The organism is Grimontia celer, from assembly GCF_900055185.1.
Lineage (GTDB): Bacteria > Pseudomonadota > Gammaproteobacteria > Enterobacterales > Vibrionaceae > Enterovibrio > Enterovibrio celer.
Genome location: NZ_FIZX01000002.1, coordinates 1,721,541 through 1,740,366, shown reverse-complemented (window position 1 = coordinate 1,740,366; position 18,826 = coordinate 1,721,541). Strand labels below are relative to the sequence as shown.

Annotated in this window: 21 protein-coding genes; 9 read left to right on the top strand and 12 right to left on the bottom strand. The window is 46.6% G+C overall.

The window, feature by feature from the left end; all coding sequences use genetic code 11:
* Position 1: 1 nt before the first annotated feature.
* Positions 2–538: a diaminobutyrate acetyltransferase gene (gene ectA / locus GCE9029_RS18100; protein WP_062665383.1), complete on the bottom strand. Its 537-nt coding sequence runs from the start codon at positions 536–538 to the stop codon at positions 2–4.
* 571 nt (positions 539–1,109) lie between these two features.
* Between ectA and GCE9029_RS18095 the strand changes: the two genes are divergently transcribed.
* Positions 1,110–2,555, top strand: coding sequence for a glyceraldehyde-3-phosphate dehydrogenase (locus tag GCE9029_RS18095; RefSeq protein WP_062665381.1), 1,446 nt, complete (start codon positions 1,110–1,112; stop codon positions 2,553–2,555).
* A 70-nt stretch (positions 2,556–2,625) separates the two neighbouring features.
* Here the strand turns inward: GCE9029_RS18095 and GCE9029_RS18090 are convergent, their stop codons facing one another.
* A complete protein-coding gene (locus tag GCE9029_RS18090; RefSeq protein ID WP_062665379.1) occupies positions 2,626–3,495 on the bottom strand; it encodes an aldo/keto reductase in 870 nt (289 codons plus the stop codon).
* Between the two features lie 186 nt (positions 3,496–3,681).
* Here GCE9029_RS18090 and GCE9029_RS18085 point away from each other — a divergent pair, with 186 nt between their 5' ends.
* Positions 3,682–4,947, top strand: a complete 1,266-nt coding sequence (locus GCE9029_RS18085; RefSeq protein WP_062665377.1) for an RNA polymerase sigma factor — start codon at positions 3,682–3,684, stop codon at positions 4,945–4,947.
* 4 nt (positions 4,948–4,951) lie between these two features.
* Here GCE9029_RS18085 and GCE9029_RS18080 read toward each other — a convergent pair whose 3' ends face one another.
* From GCE9029_RS18080 to GCE9029_RS18065, 4 genes are all read right to left on the bottom strand, one after another.
* Entirely contained in the window at positions 4,952–5,302 is a 351-nt protein-coding gene (locus tag GCE9029_RS18080; RefSeq protein WP_062665375.1) for a YciI family protein, read from the bottom strand.
* A gap of 85 nt (positions 5,303–5,387) precedes the next feature.
* Entirely contained in the window at positions 5,388–6,551 is a 1,164-nt protein-coding gene (locus tag GCE9029_RS18075) for a glutathionylspermidine synthase family protein (RefSeq protein ID WP_062665374.1), read from the bottom strand.
* A gap of 3 nt (positions 6,552–6,554) precedes the next feature.
* Positions 6,555–7,127, bottom strand: coding sequence for a DUF1190 domain-containing protein (locus tag GCE9029_RS18070; RefSeq protein ID WP_062665366.1), 573 nt, complete (start codon positions 7,125–7,127; stop codon positions 6,555–6,557).
* Positions 7,128–7,138: 11 nt separating this feature from the next.
* The gene (locus GCE9029_RS18065; protein WP_062665364.1) at positions 7,139–7,555 is read right to left on the bottom strand and encodes a DUF350 domain-containing protein; all 417 of its coding nucleotides are present in this window, start codon (positions 7,553–7,555) and stop codon (positions 7,139–7,141) included.
* Between the two features lie 299 nt (positions 7,556–7,854).
* On the opposite strand from GCE9029_RS18065, the gene GCE9029_RS18060 reads away from it, so the two are divergent.
* Positions 7,855–9,903, top strand: a complete 2,049-nt coding sequence (locus GCE9029_RS18060; RefSeq protein ID WP_062665362.1) for a prolyl oligopeptidase family serine peptidase — start codon at positions 7,855–7,857, stop codon at positions 9,901–9,903.
* A 37-nt stretch (positions 9,904–9,940) separates the two neighbouring features.
* Here the strand turns inward: GCE9029_RS18060 and GCE9029_RS18055 are convergent, their stop codons facing one another.
* The gene (locus tag GCE9029_RS18055) at positions 9,941–10,126 is read right to left on the bottom strand and encodes a Flp family type IVb pilin (protein WP_062665360.1); all 186 of its coding nucleotides are present in this window, start codon (positions 10,124–10,126) and stop codon (positions 9,941–9,943) included.
* Between the two features lie 456 nt (positions 10,127–10,582).
* On the opposite strand from GCE9029_RS18055, the gene GCE9029_RS18050 reads away from it, so the two are divergent.
* The 3 genes from GCE9029_RS18050 (at position 10,583) to GCE9029_RS18040 (ending at position 12,156) form a co-directional block, all read left to right on the top strand.
* Positions 10,583–11,428, top strand: coding sequence for an enoyl-CoA hydratase/isomerase family protein (locus tag GCE9029_RS18050; RefSeq protein WP_062665358.1), 846 nt, complete (start codon positions 10,583–10,585; stop codon positions 11,426–11,428).
* Between the two features lie 116 nt (positions 11,429–11,544).
* A complete protein-coding gene (locus GCE9029_RS18045) occupies positions 11,545–11,787 on the top strand; it encodes an HP1242/YdcH family protein (protein WP_062665349.1) in 243 nt (80 codons plus the stop codon).
* Between the two features lie 135 nt (positions 11,788–11,922).
* A complete protein-coding gene (locus GCE9029_RS18040) occupies positions 11,923–12,156 on the top strand; it encodes a hypothetical protein (RefSeq protein ID WP_046303691.1) in 234 nt (77 codons plus the stop codon).
* A gap of 79 nt (positions 12,157–12,235) precedes the next feature.
* Here the strand turns inward: GCE9029_RS18040 and GCE9029_RS18035 are convergent, their stop codons facing one another.
* Complete coding sequence (locus GCE9029_RS18035; protein ID WP_062665348.1) at positions 12,236–12,475, bottom strand: hypothetical protein; 240 nt, start codon at positions 12,473–12,475, stop codon at positions 12,236–12,238.
* Between the two features lie 216 nt (positions 12,476–12,691).
* Entirely contained in the window at positions 12,692–13,147 is a 456-nt protein-coding gene (locus GCE9029_RS18030; protein ID WP_062665346.1) for a cupin domain-containing protein, read from the bottom strand.
* A gap of 135 nt (positions 13,148–13,282) precedes the next feature.
* Between GCE9029_RS18030 and GCE9029_RS18025 the strand changes: the two genes are divergently transcribed.
* Positions 13,283–13,849 (top strand): TetR/AcrR family transcriptional regulator, encoded by a 567-nt coding sequence (locus GCE9029_RS18025; RefSeq protein ID WP_062665344.1) that lies wholly within the window; start codon positions 13,283–13,285, stop codon positions 13,847–13,849.
* A 56-nt stretch (positions 13,850–13,905) separates the two neighbouring features.
* Here GCE9029_RS18025 and GCE9029_RS18020 read toward each other — a convergent pair whose 3' ends face one another.
* The gene (locus tag GCE9029_RS18020; RefSeq protein ID WP_062665342.1) at positions 13,906–14,757 is read right to left on the bottom strand and encodes an SDR family oxidoreductase; all 852 of its coding nucleotides are present in this window, start codon (positions 14,755–14,757) and stop codon (positions 13,906–13,908) included.
* A gap of 330 nt (positions 14,758–15,087) precedes the next feature.
* On the opposite strand from GCE9029_RS18020, the gene GCE9029_RS18015 reads away from it, so the two are divergent.
* Positions 15,088–17,226 (top strand): LruC domain-containing protein, encoded by a 2,139-nt coding sequence (locus GCE9029_RS18015; RefSeq protein ID WP_062665340.1) that lies wholly within the window; start codon positions 15,088–15,090, stop codon positions 17,224–17,226.
* Between the two features lie 5 nt (positions 17,227–17,231).
* Complete coding sequence (locus GCE9029_RS18010) at positions 17,232–17,774, top strand: hypothetical protein (RefSeq protein ID WP_062665338.1); 543 nt, start codon at positions 17,232–17,234, stop codon at positions 17,772–17,774.
* Between the two features lie 88 nt (positions 17,775–17,862).
* On the opposite strand, the gene GCE9029_RS18005 is transcribed toward GCE9029_RS18010, so the two are convergent.
* Both GCE9029_RS18005 and GCE9029_RS27025 read right to left on the bottom strand, forming a co-directional pair.
* Positions 17,863–18,363, bottom strand: a complete 501-nt coding sequence (locus GCE9029_RS18005) for a GNAT family N-acetyltransferase (RefSeq protein WP_062665336.1) — start codon at positions 18,361–18,363, stop codon at positions 17,863–17,865.
* A 111-nt stretch (positions 18,364–18,474) separates the two neighbouring features.
* Positions 18,475–18,747 (bottom strand): transposase, encoded by a 273-nt coding sequence (locus GCE9029_RS27025; RefSeq protein ID WP_062665334.1) that lies wholly within the window; start codon positions 18,745–18,747, stop codon positions 18,475–18,477.
* Positions 18,748–18,826: the final 79 nt, after the last annotated feature.

The following is an 18,826-nucleotide window of genomic DNA, read 5'->3' as shown; positions in this document are numbered from 1 at the left end:
TTTATTTCAAAGGAATACGGAACAAAAACTCCGTGTCGTGTTTTCCTTTGAAATGCTGTTTTTCGTCGAGAAACACTGTGACTTCACCGTTTTCACCATGTGCGGCGTCGAGCTTACGAAATAAGCTCCAGGAACCTTTGTTGGATCCAGTGATAGTGGTTTCTACAACATTGACGTCTGAGAGGTGGTCGCGCATCAACAGCTCTTGCAGCATATGAAAGGCGAGACCTTTGCCGCGTGCTTCTGGAGAAACCGCGACTTGCCAGACAAACAGCTCATTAGGGGCTTCAGGCTTTAGGTATCCAGAAATGAATCCAGCTACGGAACCCTTGTGCTCTGCGAGGATGCAGGTCTTGTTGAAGTGGGAAGATTGGAGGAAGTTGCAGTACGAGGAGTTTTCATCGAGTGGGGGACAACTGGCGATAAGCTCGTGGATCCTGATGCCATCTTCGATTCGCGGAGTGCGAAATACCCAGGCGTCTTCGTCCGTCCTCAAACGCGTCAATGTCGCGCTCTGGTGTATCGTCTCGGTACTCATTGTTTCAATTAATCCTTTAGAGGTCTAAGCATTTAAGCCCTTTAAATGATACATCTGATGGAATTTTTATCAAGTCTGAGTCACAAATAAGCATATTTATGTCTATAAGTTGCTGTTTTATATGTGCTCAATAAAAATGACGCAAAATTGAAACATTTAGATGTGTAATCAATATGCTTTAAGTGAATCATTCTGTATCGATAAAGGATAAAACCCGAATACAGCGACAGATCCCGCGTTAACTGTTGTTGTTTCGCTGATCAAAGGGCGATAACACCTATGGTGATGTCGTTTTTTAGTGAGGCGTATTAAGTAGATTTGGAGGAAAGAACTGAAAGTTTTACGTAGTAAACTTTCAATCAGATTTTAAGAGAAAGAAAATGAAAGCGTTTTACACTTGTAATATTTTAACGGAAAGAGGAGTAACTGGCTGAATTTTAATGAGATAAATGATGACTTATTTTTGCTAGGTTAATAATAATCAGGCCGTTAGACTCGTCGCCAAAATAATAAAAACAGTTACTGATTAAACTTTTATACCCTAAATCCCAAAAAGGCAAAGAAAGTCACGATGAGTCCAGAACAACATCTTACCCAATGGCAACAAAGTCAGGCCGACGCAGAAACCATGTCACCTCTCATAAGCAAGCTTTACCGTGAGAAGGGCGTCGAAATTCAAATTTATGGTCGTGCTGTGATTAACGCCAGTACGATTGACCTGCTGAAGTCACACCGTGTAGCGCGCTGGTACACTGGACAGGAAGTGACTACAGCACACACGCTCCCTATTCTGGAAGCATTGGCACAAATGCCACTTTCTCCTTGCCGAATCGATATTGGTCGTCTTGCCAACGTTTACTGGCGTGACCATGAAGACTTGGCCCAACTAGATGATTTCCTCAAAACAGCAATCGCAGACCTGCCGCCGTCCACGAGTCTTAAGGAGCCCAGAGATATCGTGTTGTATGGCTTTGGCCGAATTGGGCGTCTGGTCACGCGCCTAATGGTAGAAAAAAGCGGACCTGGCTACCCACTGCGTCTACGCGCGATTGTTGTACGTGGCGGTAAAGATGGCGACCTTGAAAAGCGCGCCAGCTTACTGCGTCGTGATTCTGTTCACGGGCCTTTTAACGGTTCCATTTTGGTGGACCATGCCCGTAACGCTCTGATCGTGAATGGTAACTACATTCAGATCATCTATGCTAACCACCCTTCAGAGGTAGACTACGAAGCCCATGGAATTAAAAATGCCGTTGTCGTTGATAATACAGGCATGTGGCGCGATGTTGATGGTCTCAGTAACCACCTGACCGCCAAAGGCGCGGGTAAAGTGTTGCTGACCGCACCAGGTAAGGGTGACATCAAGAACATCGTATTTGGTGTTAACCACGGTGACATCAAAGACAGCGATACAATAGTGTCAGCGGCAAGTTGCACTACTAACGCAATTACACCTGTGCTGAAAGCGATGAATGACCGCTACGGTGTTGAGTCTGGTCATATCGAAACCGTCCACTCGTTCACCAACGACCAGAATCTGATTGATAATTTCCACAAAGGCGATCGCCGTGGACGTGCCGCGTCATTGAACATGGTGCTTACATCTACAGGTGCAGCAAAAGCCGTGGCGAAAGCTCTGCCAGCGCTAAAAGGTAAACTCACTGGCAACGCGATTCGCGTACCCACGCCGAATGTTTCCATGGCGATTGCAAACCTGAATCTAGGAAAAGAAGTCGACCGTGATTCGCTGAATGCTTACCTTCGTGAAACGGCGCTGATGTCTCCACTGGCGGGTCAGATTGATTACACCCAATCTACTGAAATCGTCTCGTCAGACATCGTAGGTTCACGCTACGCAGGCGTCGTGGATAGTGAGGCGACCATCGCCGATGGTAACCGCTGCGTACTTTACATTTGGTATGACAATGAATTCGGATACAGCTGTCAGGTTATCCACTGCATTGAGCAGATGGCCGGCGTCCAGTATCCAGTGATCCCTGCTGTAAATCAGCACTGATCATTTAAAGAAAACATCCCCCTAAGCCAAAGCGACTCATCTGAGTCGCTTTTTTCTCTTGGACTAAGGGCTATTTGAGCTTTTTCACCAAGGCGAAGTTCTCTTTGATGCGTTTGACCTTGCCGGACATGCAAAGTGGAATGATGCCGTCGTTAGCAATATGACGGAGTACCAAAGCTGAAGGGCTCATCATTATCATATCTGCTTCTGCACGGAGCCCTGTTACATACCTTTCGTTTTCATGAGTGTCATACGCGTCTGGCAACTTACCGCCATGTTCAAATGCGCCATCGAGTAGCGGCGAGTATGCAACCAGCGTGACGTTGGGGTGAACTTCTTTCAGTAAGCTTCGGATTTCAGGTGTCAGGCATAGTTGCACACCAAAATCATAATCCAGTGTCACGGGTTTGATCACGCTGTGGCGGTATTGCGCAAAGCTTAGTGGTGCGAGCTTTTCCTGCTCAATGAGTACCAGCAATTCTTCAAGCCGCTCCAGCGTGTAGTTGGAAATGCCAAGCTTTCTCACCACGCCTTTCTCTACATAGCTAGTTAATGCCGACCGAGTTTCTAGAAGTGGCGTTTTCAAGTCATCAATGTGGCAATAGAGCACATCCAGATAATCAGTACCCAGACGTTCAAGAGACGCAGTAATTGCTGATTCTATGGTGGTTTTACTCAGTCCTTCCGGGTTTGAAATATCATTTCCATCCAACGGGAGGCCACCGATTTTGGTGTGAATTTCTACCGAACCGCGGTCAACGCCTGCCAACCACCGGCCAATAACAGATTCACTTTCACCGCCATGTCCTGCCCAAAATGCATAATTGTTGGCGGTATCAATGATCTTCCCGCCCATCGCGACATAAGTGTCCAGCACCTCGAAGGCGTCATTTTGGGAAATCGAAGTGCCAAAGGCGGCGGTGCCGAGGCCTGCTTTCATAAATTGCTCCTTGTTGAGATAAGGAAGACAAAGGCATTGTTTGCCAGGGAGAAGGGATAGCGCTGAAATTATGGTGAAGTTCGTGTCGTGAACTCAAGATCAAACATAGATTACAAAAACCTAGGGTTAGGCTCTGTATCAAGAAAGAGCAATAATAAAGATTGAGCTGGGGGCGAAGGGAATGTCATGAAAAAGAGTCAGCGTCTTGAGGACATCTATCACGCCGAGTCCGCAAAAATTCTGGCGGCTTTGGTGCGTCTTTTTGGCAAAGACAATATTGAATTAGCAGAAGACACGCTGCAAGAAGCGTTCAAGCGGGCAATCGAAGTTTGGGACGAAAAGGGGGAACCAGAAAACCCTTCAGCCTGGCTGATGTTGACTGCTAAGAATCAGGCAATTGATGTCATTCGTCGAAACAAACATCAGGTGAGTTACTCCTCAGAACTTGCAGACTTCCTTGATAGTGAATGGACACTGGCGACCGCAGTTGACCGCGCCTTTAAAAACAATGCAATCCAAGATGAAACCCTGTCGATGATTTTCTGGTGTTGTCAGTCCAATCTAAAGCCAGAAAACCTGATCCCACTGATTCTGAAAGTGCTGTGTGGGTTCAGTTTGAACACTATTTCCAAGTCTCTCTTCTTACCCGAAGAGACGCTAAAAAAACGCCTACAAAGAACAAAATCCCAGCTTAAAAAATCCCCTTATAGCGCCAATGTAACGCCCGATCTTGAATCAATGGAAACGGTTCATTTGGCGCTGTATTTACTGTTTAACGAAGGGGTGTATAGCTCTGAAGAGCGTAAGATCATTAATATCGATTTTTGCCATGAGGCCATGCACCTATTGGAGCAATTGGTTGTCTCTCCCGATATTGCTAACCGCGAAACCCTCGCACTTTACGCGCTGATGCATTTTCACATGGCAAGGCTGGAATCGCGGATTGATGATAATAGAGAGCCTGTGCCCTTGGATCTGCAGAACAGAACAAAGTGGGATCAGTCATGTATATCGAAAGGCTCACATTTTCTTGAACTTGCAGGGGCCAACAAAGAAGCATTCGGTAATACAGGACGCTTTTTCGAAGAAGCGAGTATTGCCCATGAGCACTGTAAAGCAGAGAGCTTTGAGCAAACAAATTGGCAGCAGATCGAGCAGCACTATAACAATCTCGTTGAGTCATCTCAGTCGCCACTTGCTAAGTTAAATCAGGCAATTGCGATTGCGTATCAGGGGGAGAAAGACCGCGCGCTTGTGGTTGTTAGTGAAGCGCAAAACACAGATATGCTTGCGGAGTCTTACCTTCCGTTTGCCACATTGGCTCATATCTATGCGTTGAATGGAATGAAGGAAGTGGCGTATTTCAACGCAGAGCAGGCCAGAATGAAAGGAGGCTCGAAAAAAGAGCATACACAATTGCTTGCCCAGTTAGCTCGCCTCCTTGCCAGATAAGCGTCTAGCCCATTTGGACGACCTCGCGAACCTCTACTGTGACGCCAGGGGATTCAAAGATCGGACAAAACTGAGCGATGGCGACCGCATCGTCGATGTTTTCCGCGCGAACGATGGAATAACCACTCACCAACTCTTTCAGCTCAACGGCAGCAATGTCGGTCACCATTTTGTTTGCATCAAGGCGCTTTCCTGAGTAATGCAAAGGTGCGCCACCTGATACCAGTTGGTCTGATGCCGCCAGTTTTTCCATCCACGCTTGCCAAAGTGCCATCAATTCGGCCATTTGCTCTGGCGTCGCATTGATTGCCCAATCCGGATCACCACCTTGATAGATAAACATGAACTCTTTCATTTTCTGTACTCCGTGTTAGTTAAATATCGTGTGAGATTTAGGTCTCCCTATCTCAACGAATGACGGAAAAAAATGGGGACACTTTTTAAAGAATGACGTGAGGCAGGTATCTTGCCAGATCCTGCGTAACGAGTGATGCGTCTTCTCGAATCGAAATGCCAGCCGCGCGATCATTGACCAGCCAGCTGCCTATTAAGGTGAAATTGTTGCCGAACTTTGGCAGTGGTTGGTACTGTTGAACGATGGCTTGGGAAAGATCATAAGGCCCATCAGTTTTAAAGGTCGACGCGCCATTTCTGATGACTTCGATGTTGGCACCCTCGCGCGAAAATAACGGCTTCACCACATAGTCAGACAGGGAAGATGCTTTCGGATCATCCGCGAAGTAAGCAGGCAACAAATTAGGATGATTAGGATGGAGTTTCCAAAGCATCGGAAGCAGTGCTTTGTTGGAAAGCACTGACTTCCACATCGGCTCCAGCCAGTTAATGGTGGCGCTACTCAAGAACTGGGCATATTCCTCATCGAATATGAATTCCCAGGGATATAGCTTGAACATCCAGCGGATGACCCGTCCTTTCATGTCGACAAATTGGCCGGCATCATTCACACCAATGTCTTCAACGTAGACAAAGCCCGTGTGTAATCCCGCCTCTTTGGCGCAATCTTCGAGGTACTGAACCGTCGCCCGGTCTTCCTCTGTATCCTTACAACAACTGAAATAAAGCGTCTGACCAGGCTGACGTTTAGCAAGCTCGGCAAAGCGCTCCATGATGTAATCCTGAAGGATATTGAACTGGTCAGCACTCTGGTGGATGCGTCCGCTGTTCACCACATCTTCAAGCCATACCCATTGCCAGAAGCCGGTTTCAAAGAGAGAAGTTGGTGTGTCTGCATTGTTTTCATAAAGCTTGGCTGGATTGACACCGTCATAGGTGAAATCAAGACGGGCATAGAGAGATGGGTCCCGGCGTCGCCAGGAGCCTGCGACCAAATCCCACATGGCTTCGGGAATGCCGAACTTGGTCAGCAGTTCATCACTTCGGGTGACGCGCTCGACCACATCAAGACACATCTGGTGGATCTCTTCGGTGGGCTTTTCAAGATCCTCTTCGATTTGCTGGAGGTTGAATTGATAGTAGGCGGTTTCATCCCAGTAAGGTTCGCCATACATGGTATGAAATCCAAACCCGTATTGCTTTGCCAGTTCGCGCCAGTGAGGGCGCTCAGGGATATCCCGCCTAAACATCGTTTAACCGCCGCTACGAGATGAAGAAGACGCACGTGATACGGATTTACCGAAACCGCCGCGTGACATCACTTGTCCGATAGTACCGCTAGACTTTGGCTTGGTGATCGAGCTGGTGGAGACTTTCACCGATTTGTTGCTCGATGAGCTGAAGAAGTTACCATCGCCGGAATAGTACTTTCCGCGATAGCCATACAGTGGCTTGGAATAGTAACGTTTCTTCTTTTTCTTGAAGTAGTCGTCATCCAGCATGTTGGCGAAGAAAAAACCCGCCATCGCTGGAATGTACCAGTTGTTGTAACGATCACAGCCATCTAAAAAGTCCGCTTCGCACTCGTATTCATTGTTATAACGGGGTGCAGATTGCGCTGCATCCGCCAGTGCATCCTGATAGGCGATACGACACTCTTCAATTTGATCCGGAAAAGAGCGCGCACAATCTTGTGCAGACTGGAACACGAAACCTTCAGTTTCAGGTTCGAAGAAACAACCTGAAATACCTCCGACAAACGCAAAAGGGATCACTTTGGCGGCTTTGTCCATGTTTGGACGAATAACGTTTTGACTCCGTTTCATGACTGCCTCCGTTAGTAGGTCAGACACGCAGCGTTCAGTACGCCGATGGAAACAGAGACGACTGCCAGAATAATACCGGCTGGCAATTCGTCGTTTTCAATGCGAGTAGTCAGCTCTTTCAGCATGACAAAGCGGACAATGGCAAAGGCAATAAATTGTGCCAGCATGGCAATCACGCCCCACACCATAAAGTCGACGATGTTGACGGAGTTTTGCGCCGCACCGGCAATGGCAATACAGTAACCCAAGAATGCACCGCCAAGAGCGACTGCTGCTGTTACGCTTTGCTTATCTTTGATCAGTGACCATTCATCGTATGGCGTAATCCGGATATAGATGAATTTGAAAATCAGTACAAACGCCAGCGAAGCAGCAAAGTAGATGATGAAGTTTGGTAGACCTGCAAGCAGTCCGGCGAGCATATCCATAGTGGTATCCTGTCAGTCCTTGAATCATTATCCCCACCTGAGCTAAAAGCTCACTGGGGTCGATAAGTATAAGCTTATGTTTGTTAGCGAAAAACGGCCTTAAACTATCACGACTTTGTGAGGCAAACCGTCTCAAAATTAAAGACACTCAGTTATTGCTGGAATTATTGGTTTACAACGTTCCTGAGAGTGAGTTTGCGAGTTGTCTACGAAAAACACTTTTTAAGCAAGGTCGCATTCAACCCCGCTTTCTATAATTCTCGCACTATATCTATACCCAAACCATGGATGGAGAAGTCATGTTTGATTACCCAAAAACACACAAAGATACGATCGTCGATACATATTTCTCCGAGAAAGTCGCCGACCCTTATCGTTGGCTGGAAGATGATTTAAGTGATGAAACTGCGCAATGGGTAGAATCTCAGAACGCAGTGACCTTTGACTATTTGCATAAGATTCCTTTTCGCAATGCGATTCGTGAAAAACTCGAAACCGCAAACAACTACGTGAAAGAGTCTGCCCCGTTTGACCGCGGCGGCTATATCTATTTTTACCGCAATGATGGACTGCAGAATCAATCCGTGGTGTATCGCGCCCAAGGTGATTTGTCTGATGCCAAGGTGTTTCTTGATCCAAATAGCTGGAGTGAAGAAGGCACAACATCACTCGACCAATTGCGTTTTTCCCGTGATGACAAGTTCATTGCCTATTCAACCTCTGAGGGGGGCAGTGATTGGCGGACCATCTATGTGATGGATGCGGAAACGGGAGAGTTGTTGGTGGATAAAATCGATAACGTAAAATTCTCCGGCATCGAATGGCGTGGCAGTGAGGGTTTTTACTACTCGACCTATGACAAACCTGAGGGCAGCGAATTATCAGCGAGGACCGAACATCACAAACTTTACTTCCATACATTAGGGACGTCGCAGGCGGAAGATGAGTTGGTATTTGGTGGAGAGAATGACCCGCAGTTTCGCTATGTCGGCGGCTACACCACTGAAGACGACAGTTTCCTTGTGATCACTGGCGCCAATGCAACATCGGGGAACATGCTTTATGTGCAGGATCTGAGAGGTAATGGCGAGCGCTTGTGTCTGACTGACGATGACAGTGCAGATAGTGATGTGATTGAGCATCAAGATGGCAAACTCGTCATCTACACCAATCTGGATGCACCGATGGGACGCATCGTGGTGACGGATGCGCAAAAACCTGATCAGGCTAATTGGAAAGACTTGATTGCCGAAACAGAGCACGAACTGAGTATCTCAACTGGCGCGGGCTATCTGTTTGCGAGCTATCTGGTTGATGTGCAGACCCAGGTGAAACAGTATCGCCTGAGTGGTGAGAAGGTGCGTGATGTGGTTCTGCCAGATGTAGGAACAGCGTCCGGCTTCTCAGGTCGCGAAAAAGACAAAACGCTGTATTTCACCTTCACCAATTACACGACAGCAGCAGACACCTATCGCTTCGATCCAGAAACAGGGGTTACTGAACGCTATCGTCAAAGCGCCTGCACTATCGACAGTGAGAAGCTTGAATCACGCCAGGTGTTTTACACCTCAAAAGACGGCACCAAAGTTTCGATGACCATTTGCTATCGCAAAGGCATTGAACTGGATGGCTCACATCCAACCATTCTTTATGGTTATGGCGGTTTCAATATCAGCTTAGAGCCTGCTTTCAACCCAAGTATTGCAGCATGGATTGAAATGGGCGGCATTTATGCGGTTGCAAACCTGCGAGGTGGTGGTGAATACGGTAAAGCATGGCATCAGGCAGGCACTCAGCTTCAGAAGCAAAATGTGTTCGATGATTTTATTTCTGCTGCAGAGTTTTTGATTACTGAAAACTATACATCACCCGAAAAACTGGCGATTCGAGGTGGTTCTAACGGCGGCTTGCTGGTCGGCGCGTGTATGACGCAGCGACCAGACCTGTTTAAAGTGGCGTTGCCTGCTGTCGGTGTGTTGGATATGCTTCGCTACCACACGTTCACGTCGGGTGAAGGCTGGAAGTATGACTACGGCACGTCTTCGCAAAGTGAAGCTATGTTCAAGTATTTGTTGGGTTACTCTCCGGTGCATAACGTTAGGGAAGGCGTGGTTTACCCTTCAACCTTGGTCACAACGGCAGATCATGATGATCGCGTCGTGCCTGCCCACTCATACAAATTCATCGCTGAGCTACAGGCAAAACATGCGGGCGAAAACCCTGTGTTGATTCGAATCGATGTGAATGCAGGACATGGAGCTGGCATGCCGATGCATAAAGTGTTGGATTTAGGCGCTGATGTGTATGCTTTCTGTCTTGACCAGATGGGTGAAGAGCCCGTGCTGTAACGGGATAAGAAAAACGCGCCAGATAAGGCGCGTTTTTTTAATTGCCAGCGGCATTAATATTGGTTTCTATGACTGTGATTGCGCTAACCAACGCACTTGGAAGCGCAGAATTTTCTGCAAACATGGCTAGCGTAATAACAGAAACAGCAACGCCGATAATGGCATACTCGATGGCGGTCACTCCGGACTCATCCAAGATGTAACGTCGAATGTAATTGAACATTCTCATACCTTTTTGGTTCTTTTTCCTGCTCTAACATAGCCGTGTGCTGTCCGATATTCCAGTCATGGTCAAATTTTAACTAACCCTTTAAATTCTCGCCGCTTTATGTAGAAATACGTAAAGTGTCCTACTAATAAAAAACTGATGAAAACAGTAGAATTATTTTCAATATATTTGTGTCTCATATGGCAAGTTTGATTATGAGCATGAGGCCTATTAAATAGATTGATTAATGCCATTGTCTTGTAGAGACGAATTCATTATTCCATGAGCGCTATCACATTGATTTTTGGCCTTTATAAGGTCTACTGGCCTTTGATGGTTAAATTTTGCTCTAGTCCTAAGCATTTTCAACTTTTAGCGGAAACTGTTTCCTTCCTTTTGTTTATTGTTGCTGTTCGGTGCCGTTGTTAGCTTAAAAGTCGACCGAAACAAAAAAACAAAAGGACGCTCAACATGGCTTATGAAGGCTACACCACATTTACCGCTAGTCAGGACGAAGGTGTCCTGACAGTGACTTTCGATTTTGGCTCAGTGAACGTTCAGGGACAGGAAATGTTGTCTGATTTGAACGGACTGGCGATGCGTCTGGAACGCGACCGCGATATAAAAGTGGTTGTCTTTCAATCTGCAAATCCTGAAATCTGGGTATGTCACTACGACACCAATCTGTTAAAAGATATGTCGACCGAAGCTGTTTCCCGCGAGGAAGCGAAGCTGCTCGATTTGCAGGCAGTGCTGGAGCGTATCAGCAAAGTGCCTCAAGCAACCATCGCCAAACTGGAAGGTTTTGCCCGAGGTGGCGGCCATGAGTTTGCGTTGGCATGTGATATGCGCTTTGCAGCTCGCGGAAAATACAAGTTTATGCAGATGGAAGTTGGCATGGGCATCTTGCCTTGCGGCGGTGGTGCATCGCGTATGGCTCGTCAGGTCGGTCTTGGCCGTGCACTGGAAATTATCCTGAGTGCGCGAGACTTCGATGCAGATGAAGCAGAGGCTTATGGCACCATCAACAAGGCATTGGAGCCGGATGAGATTGGTGAATATGTTGATACCTTGGCGAAGCGTATTGCGAAATTCCCTGCAGAATCTATCAATGCTTGTAAGCAAATGGTTTACGAGTCCATCGATAAACCTATCGATGAAGCACTGAAAGCTGAGGCTTACTGGCTGTATCAGGCAACTAGCAAAACCCCAGCAGTGAAGCGCTTCCAGATCGCTGACGATCAAGGGCTTGAGCACGATATCGAGAACCAGCGTAATTGGAATAAATTGGTCATGGATGTGCAAAACATCAACTGACCCAGTTTTAGCTAAAGCGAGAAGTCGACTATTCTCAACCATGGGTATATCTACATGGTTGAGAATTTTTTATGGTGAAAGCTCAACTACCAAGGAAATAAAAATAAGGGGCTGATATGTTAGGTGAAAACCACTCACTCGTTAATGAGTTCCCAGAGTTCAAGGACCTGATCGCTGAGCTCTCCAATCAAGATACTGCATTCGCAGAAGACACAAAAAAATACAATGCGCTTGATAAAGAAATTCGTAGTCTGGAGCTGAGAGATTCTCCGATTGATGATGAAGAAATGCACAAGCTTAAGCACGACCGTGCCGTGTTGAAAGACTCGCTTTATCACCGCCTACAACAGGCAAAATAGAAAGCAGTCAGTTTTGAACGACAAGACGCGCCGCCGGCGCGTTTTTTTATTCTCCTTATCCCAAATTCGCGCTCTCTTTACTGGAAAAAGTGTGCTTACATAAAGGCCTGAATACCCCAAAAAAGATGGTGTTTAATGAAAAAACTCACCCTAATTTCACTGATGGCACTATTGATGGCCGGCTGCGCAGAGAATGCTGCAGATACTGACACCATGGTAGGCGCAGATCGTGATAGCCATGGCTGCATCCCTTCTGCAGGTTATCAGTGGTGTGCCCATACTAACCGATGTGAGCGCCCCTGGGAGCTTGCTGAAGTTGAAGGGTTTGATAATACGCCCGAACTCTTTGAAGCATTCTGCGCTGAGTAACAACAGTGTCGCCAAAGCGGCGCACAAAAACGCACCACTTGCGTTTGCAAGTGGTGCGCTTTCATTGAATCAAAGGGATTTAACGGATTCCCGGAAATAGACCCATGACCACACCGAAGGTAGCGTAAGCATGAATGCTCTCTTCTTGGCTGGCCTGATATTGTTCCATAGCTTTCAGAATTGTCGGTGCTGAAACAATCTCACCTGACGCCATAAAACCTTGCTCAGTCAGCTGCCTGATTTCTTCTTTCGTGGTTGGTGTATCCAGTTTCACGTGAGTCACAACGTCTTGCGATTTATAGAACTGAAATCTGAGCATAGTGTTCTCCTTATTGGCTTCACCTTAACAAGGGTAAATAGAAGGTTTCTACCGTGAGTCAATAAGTTAGACGCTCTGTGCTACCCGTTAATAATACCATTGAGCAGGACGGAGAAGCCGCCATTATCGGTGGGCATGGATCGCACAATTAGCTAAGAGAAAGGCGGGTGATAATGAAACTCAACCCGCCTTGATTTGAAAATTTGAAAGGTGCTTTTACCAGATAACAGGGCGATTGACTCCACGGCCATCTTCAATGGTATTTTTCACCGTTTCACTACCTGCTTTTACCTGAAGAACGGCATAGTAAAGCGGTGAATTAGAGGTATTTCTCCAACAGCGTACGCCTTCGGGAGCCACACGGACGACAGAGCCAGTGGTGATCTCGAATCGATTATCATCCACCATAAATTCGCCTTGTCCTCCCATGAAAATGTAGATTTCTTCATGCTCGATATGGACATGGTGAAATGGCATAGAGGTATGTGGAGCCAGTGAATTAAGAGAAAGGATACCGCCGGACATCCCCAGAGCCTCGCTAACGAAGACCTTTCCTTCAACATCTACTGGCAAAGCTTCATGTTTAAATGTGAAGGTATCGATGGCATCTATCCCGCCAGTAGAAATTGCATCGTAATTGGTGCCCTTAGATAATGTGTTAAGCATTCCCATGATCTTCTCTCCTTAAATAACGCTTTGAATAAAAATGTTTTCTTGGTAGAAATTTGCCGACTTAAATCTTCCGTGGTTGTAGAGAGGAGATTAAGATGATTGACTATATGTTCAACATAATATTTTGGATGATTTATGCCTTGGCCAACGACAAGAAAGCAGGAAACGCGTAAGAAGATTCTGAAAAGTGCGGTGAGATTGTTTGCACAACGGGGATTTCACAATGTATCGCTTGGCGAGGTAATGGAAGATGCAAAGCTAACGCATGGCGCTTTCTATGCCCATTTCAGTTCAAAACAAGAGCTTTATAATCAGTCCGTTTACGCGGCAACCGAAGACAGCCCTTTGGCTGGGATTATGCGTGAGTCAGAAGGAGATTTGAGTTTTAACAAGATCGTAAAAACGTATCTTTGCTCAGAACACGTGGAACAGAAGGTTTCTCCTTGTCCGCTTGCTGCATTCGCCACTGATGTGTCGAATCAAAATGATGACGCAAAGCAAGCTTATTCTCATGTATTTGAAGGCTTATTGGATATACTCCAAACACGCAGCGGCGGAGAGATACCGGACAGACAAAGTGCAATGTCGCTCGCTGCCCTGATGATAGGCGGTGTGGTTGTGTCCCGGGCATTGAACGATGAAGAGGTTGTTGATGAGCTGCTTGAAGCTTGTATAACCAAAGCTTCGCAGCTCATGAAGTAAAAACGCGCCAGTAAAGCGCGCTTATTTACTCTAAAAGGACTGATAAAACGGGTTGCTCAATCTTCCGTCTCTATATCCGCAAAGTAATCTCCCCAGCTCTGGTGTTCGCGTCCTGCGGCTTGAAAGTAGTGGCTGGGATTATCGACTTTCCCTTCACTGATGCCCTGGTAAATACCAGCAATCACGGTGCCGATAAACCCGCCAAGTTCTGCGATGCGATCTTCCCGATAATCTTCAAAAGAGAGCGGCACGTAAGTTAGGTGCGTATGGTAAGTCGCATTCAGATATTCAGTTAATTGGGTTTGGGTAAGCGCTTCACCATGCAGGTTATAGGTTTGCCCGTTGTGCTTGTCTTCGGTCAGCATTCGAGCGTAAGCATACCCAAGTTCGCCGCGGGTGGTATAACCGCATCTACCTTCACCCGCACAGTTGGTGATAACCCCAGCTTTTTTGTAGTTCTCGATGTATTCGATATCCGGTTCAATGTAGATACCATTGCGGCCTATCACCCAGTTAAGCCCCGATTCACGAACATCTTGCTCGGTTTGTCTGTTGCTTTGAATAATGGGTGAAAACGCAGTGCCTTCTTCAGCGCCTTGAACACTGGTGTAAACAATCTTATTAACCCCTGCTTTTTTGGCAGCATTAATCACATTGCGGTGCTGGCCAATGCGCTTGTCTGGCGCATCCATTCCGGACACCAGTAACAAGGTATCAATGCCTTGTAGTGACTGTTCAAGCTCTTCAGGCTCTTCGTAATCACCGGGACGGATTTCAACACCAAGTCCTTTGGCGCGCTCTGGGGTGCGGGCTAAAGCAATGACATTTTCTTTCGGTATTACGTCAATCAGCGCTTTGACGATTTCTGAGCCCAATTGCCCACTGGCGGCGGTAACGGCAATTTTCACGGTCTTTTCCCTCATCGATAAACGGGCAAGCGAGTGATGATTGGCTTGCACTATGTTCCTAATAAATGTAGCTCGGGTACATTGTGCAGGAAGCGCTTTCTGAGTTTTGGCTTATGGAAGATACAAACAATGACTAAGTGTTACTTCATCCTGTTTTCTCAAAATGACACAGTACAGCTCTGTTTTCTCAGTACTGGATTTGATGTGAGAGTATTCCTGAGACGCAAATTGATAAATTATTTATAATCAATAAGATAAATACATGGCATGGATGTTGTCTATGTGCTCTTAAGCCCGGACTTAATTGGAGCCTATGTCGTGCGTCTACCTATGCCCATTTTTTTATCAGTTCTTTTCGCTTTCTCGGTAAACGCTGAAACACCAGCTTCCGTTGAGCCTTTCGATACATGTCCCAGCAAAGCCTTCCTGTTCCAAAGCTCACCCAGTAAAGTTTATGGTGTGAACCTTGTCACTGGTGGCTATTCAACGCTGGCAGAAACCACTGGTCTCAACACCCATATCAACGCTGTTGGGTTTAACCAATCAGACCGCTATATATACGGTTTTGATTACGACAACGAAGTGGTGATACGGATTGGCCAGAACTATGTTGGTGAACAACTCACAGTGAATGGGTTGCCTAACAACACTAAGTTTATTAGCGGTGATGTGCATGACCAGGTTTACTATCTGCACCGCAGAGAGCTGGGAATCATCAAAATTGACCTTTCTCCGCTGGAATCAGACCCTTCGGCGACATTAACAGCGACCACATTAGACACCGACCTCAATAACCTCAGAACGTCAGACGTTGCGATCAACCCGATTGATGGCAATCTCTATGCAGTCAACAACAACTCCTACAACCTGTATCGCGTGGACTTAGAAACAGGTGATTCCGACATGGTTTACAGTTTGGTGGCTGATATCGGCCCACCATCTGGTGGCTTTGGCGCAGTCTATTTCGACGTTGATGGCAACTTCTACATCTCCCGAAACGATGATGGCAAAATCTTCAGAATCGACCTTTCTAACGAAGACGATATCGATGATAAAAACCTGGAGGCAGTGCTGTTCGCTTCTGGGCCGGTATCTGGACAAAATGACGGTGCACGATGTGCTAATGCCCCCATTATTGATGAGGATTCGACGATTGATTTTGGTGACGCACCAGACAGCTACAAAACGTTGCTTGCTTCAAACGGTCCGCGTCACGAAGTGGATAGCGGTTTCTACTTAGGCTCCATCGCACCAGACAGCGAAGGTGATGGCTTCACATCCCCTCTTGATGACAACAAAGCCGGTTTAGCGGATGAAGACGGTGTTGGCTTTGTTACCGCATTGGAAGTGGGTAACACTTCTCTGGTTTCTGTTCAGGCATCTACTGCTGGTTATTTGTCAGCATGGATAGACTGGAACCAGGACGGCGATTTTGAAGACGTAGGTGAGAAGGTCTTTAGCGACAGTTTGCTAGCGTCGGGTATCAATTCACTCTCCATTGCGGTTCCGGCAGGGGCGACGATTGGTTCGACCTGGTCTCGTTTCCGTTTTGCAGAAGCATCTGGTCTCGATTACTTTGGTGGTGCCACAACCGGCGAAGTTGAGGATCATCCTGTGACTATCATGGAAAATGGCTCCTCGCTGCGTTACTACCCCAGCGAGAATGGATATGCCACGATCGCTTTTGAGGACAACTGGCCCAAAGAGGGGGATTACGATCTCAACGATGTTGTCTTTAAATTCCGCATCACAGAAACACTGGATGAAAACAGCGCGATTACCCGTGTATTGATTCAAGGTTATCTTTCAGCCTACGGCGCTGGTTATCACAATGGGTTTGCATTCAGACTCGGGGGAATAAACCGGTCTGACATCAGCTCAGCGAGCACTTTGACACACAATGCAGTGTTACAAGAGAGCAACGGCTTAGAGAGCGACTCCAATGAGGCAATATTCATTGTTTCAGACGATCTCAAACAGAAACTCCCAGCAGGCTGTATGTACTACCGAACGGCGCAGCATTGTCAGGAAGCGTTGGTCTTCGAGTTCGAAATAGATGTGTATTTCAACGAGGGTACTGATACGAGCTCTCTCATGACAATGCCTTATGACCCGTTTATTTTTGCCACACCGGGCGCTTATGTCCGCGACGGGCTCTGGTATAACCCTGGACGAGGATTAGAAATCCACCTCGCCGATCAGGCGCCGACAGAGCAATTCGACACCTACTGGCTGGGGTGGTGGAGCGACTCCAGCGACCCAGCAACATCACGTTACTTTAAAACCTCTTCGAATCATCCTTGGGCGCTGCTTATTCCGGATGAGTGGTCTTGGCCGAGAGAGCATGTCGACCTTGTCGAGGCATACCCAGAGTTTGCAGGCTATGCGGAGTCTGGTGGTGAAAATAATCTTCAGTGGTATTTATTAGAAAAAGCGACTGAAAACAAATACTACTTGTCTGAGGAGTAAGTGTCATGAATAAGAATATCAGTCTGTTAGCGTTAATGGCCCTTCTGAGCGCATGTGGTGGCGGTGGTGATGGAAGCGGCAGTTCAAACGTGTCTTCAACCGTTACCGCTGATGAGTCTGCACCGGAAAGTAATGTTGAAGTATCCAGTCTGTCAGAGTTTGAAATTATGGTTGATACCTCTGGTGGCGAAGCAAACATTCCGGAGACCGTCACCAGTTCAGCATCGAGTTTTAACGAAACAGTTGTGCCTGATGGTTTCTCATATAGCCCTGTGTTGGAGCAGAGTTTTGTCGTCGACATCAGTGGTTATTCAACATCACCCGGTGTCGTGTCGATATACAGCGAGTTTTCTGAGAATGACAACGGAACCTACACGGCAGCCTACAGCAGTCGAATGGCTTTCTCTTCCTTGGAATCAGGAGAAGCGATTGTCGATTTTGTTTCTTCAGAATCTCACTATTACGTGCTTGCTGAGGTGTGGTTTACCGATGGAACGCCGCCTGTCCATAAGAGGATTCCGAATACAGAAACGAGCTGGGTCTGGTAAGCAGTATAAATTTAAAAACGATACGACCCCGAAAAAAAACAGCCCAGACACTTGTCTGGGCTGTTTTTTTAATAGGCAAATTTAAACGTTACAGAAACAGTTCCAGCGTAATCTCATCGATGTACTTGCCGCCAATTTTCGCATGATTTTTCGCTCGTCCTGACACTTCAAAGCCATGTTTCAAATAAACGTGCAGCGCGGTTTCATTGTCAGCTCGGACTTGGGCTACCAGCTTTTCAAAACCGCGTGAGCGCGCGATATCGAGCGTGGAAGCAAACAGCGAGGTTGCGACGCCTTGTCGATGATGTTTTTCTTCGACATAGGTGGTGATGATGCCGACATGATCGAGTGCGCGTGAGTAACTCGCGTATGGCTCAACGGTTTGGTAGCCCAGAACAGTTTTCGAGTCATGGTCTTCAGCAACCAAAAATACGCCATTAACCGGGAAGTATTGGATGAAGAAACTTTGGTCTGACACCGAAAACGTGGAGTCGAGAATCACGTATCGACCGCTTTCGATAATGGGATTGACGATGTCGGTGATGCTTTTGGCATCTGAAGCTAGCGCAGTTCTTGTTATTAGATTCATATTTCTTTGTTTTTCTGACAGTAATCAAGCAAAGGGTGTAGGCGAAGCGTAGCGTAAAATTGTCACGTCGCGCCAGTGGATTAAACGGCGTTATCGGTCATATTGTGGTGTCTATTCATTGTCCATTTTTTTGTTGGCAAGCAATTTTCTTAATTTATGATTTTCCGAGCTAACATCAGTGAACTTTTTTCGAAGCTGAGTATTTTCTGCTTCGAGCTTTATAATCTTCTCTAGCTTGCAGTCCTCACCATATTTGTACTGCCAGTTACAAAATGTTGTTCTGCGTAATCCATGATTTTGACAAATCTCGTCGACTGTCTTGCCAGAATCGACTTCTCTGAGAATTGAAGAGATTTGAGATTCAGTAAACCATGGCCTTTTCATAGTGTTCTTCTCCAAAGCACTAGCAAGTATTTCTTATCAATCAATATTTACTACGTCAGCGATTTGATGAAGCTAATCA